This is a genomic window from Mesorhizobium sp. BR1-1-13 (assembly GCF_020165515.1).
GTDB lineage: Bacteria > Pseudomonadota > Alphaproteobacteria > Rhizobiales > Rhizobiaceae > Mesorhizobium.
On sequence record NZ_JAIUIH010000029.1, the window covers coordinates 1 to 1470 of the forward strand.

The following is a 1470-nucleotide window of genomic DNA, read 5'->3' on the forward strand; positions in this document are numbered from 1 at the left end:
CTGGCGCCGGCCATCGTCACCGGTTTCGCGCTGGCCTTCGCGCGCGGCGTCGGCGAATACGGCTCGGTCATCTTCATCGCCGGCAACCTGCCCTACAAGTCCGAGATCGCGCCGCTCCTGATCGTCATCCGGCTGGAGGAATACAATTACCCGGCGGCGACCGCCATCGCCGCGATCATGCTGGCCTTGTCATTCCTCATGCTGCTCATCGTCAACCTGGCGCAGACATGGAGCCGCAAGCGCTATGGCTGATCCGGAGATCAAGTCCTACGAGCCGCATCACGACAGCCGCTCGGCGGCGGTGACCGAAAGCCGCCCGGCGCAGGCCGTGCTGATGGCGATCGCCTTCGCCTTCCTCGGCATCTTCCTGCTGTTGCCGCTGATCATCGTCTTCAACGAAGCCTTCGCCAAGGGCGTCGGCGCCTACACCGAAGCGCTTGCCCATCCCGACACGCGCTCGGCGATCCGGCTGACGCTGCTGGTGGCGGCGATCTCGGTGCCGCTCAATGTCGTCTTCGGCATCTCGGCCGCCTGGGCGATCGCCAAGTTCGAGTTCAAGGGCAAGGCCTTCCTGACCACGCTGATCGACCTGCCGTTCTCGGTCTCGCCGGTCATCTCGGGCCTGGTCTACGTGCTTCTGTTCGGCGCCCAGGGGCTGCTCGGCGCCTGGCTGAAGGCGCACGGCATCGTCATCCTGTTCGCCGTGCCCGGCATTGTGCTGGCCACCATCTTCGTCACCTTCCCCTTCGTGGCCCGCGAGCTGATCCCGCTGATGCAGGAGCAGGGCAATGGCGACGAGGAGGCCGCGCTGTCGCTTGGCGCCAATGGCTGGCAGGCCTTCTGGTATGTGACGCTGCCCAACGTCAAATGGGGGCTGCTTTACGGCGTGCTCTTGTGCAATGCGCGCGCCATGGGCGAGTTCGGCGCCGTCTCGGTGGTGTCGGGCCATATACGCGGCCTGACCAACACCATGCCGCTGCATGTCGAGATCCTCTACAATGAATACAACGCCGTCGGCGCCTTTGCCGTCGCCTCGCTGCTGGCCGGCCTGGCGCTGGTGACGCTGGTCCTGAAGACACTTCTCGAGATGCGTTACGGCGCCGAGATCGCCGCGGCGCGTGGACATTGATGCATGTCGCCCAAAAGTGGGAACCGGTTTTGGGATAACGCCATGCAGCCACTACAAAGGGACTGTTGATGGAAGTTCGCGTTGCCAATGTGCGCAAGGAGTTCGAGCGGTTTCCCGCGCTCCATGACGTGTCGCTCGACATCAAGTCGGGCGAGCTGATCGCGTTGCTGGGGCCGTCGGGCTCGGGCAAGACGACGCTGCTCAGGCTGATTGCCGGGCTGGAGCGGCCGACGCGCGGCAAGATCTTCTTCGGCGACGAGGACGCCTCGCAGAAATCGATCCAGGAGCGCAATGTCGGCTTCGTCTTCCAGCACTACGCGCTGTTCCGGCACATGACGGTC

The 1470-nt window shown here is 64.5% G+C and carries 2 protein-coding genes and 1 pseudogene; all 3 read left to right on the top strand.

Translation table 11 applies throughout. From position 1 onward, the window contains the following. A pseudogene (locus LB533_RS29755) lies at positions 1–252 on the top strand (ABC transporter permease subunit); the annotation flags it as partial. Then, positions 245–1129, top strand: coding sequence for a sulfate ABC transporter permease subunit CysW (cysW, locus tag LB533_RS29760; RefSeq protein WP_140552357.1), 885 nt, complete (start codon positions 245–247; stop codon positions 1127–1129). The pseudogene LB533_RS29755 and the gene cysW, both read left to right, overlap by 8 nt. Before the next feature lie 68 nt (positions 1130–1197). Then, positions 1198–1470, top strand: a 273-nt coding sequence (locus tag LB533_RS29765; RefSeq protein WP_224678885.1) for an ATP-binding cassette domain-containing protein, incomplete at its 3' end; no start/stop codon positions are given.

Excerpts from the sequence above, each read along its gene's own strand:
- cysW (WP_140552357.1), top strand. The coding sequence starts at position 245 with ATGGCTGATCCGGAGATCAAGTCCTACGAGCCGCATCACGACAGCCGC.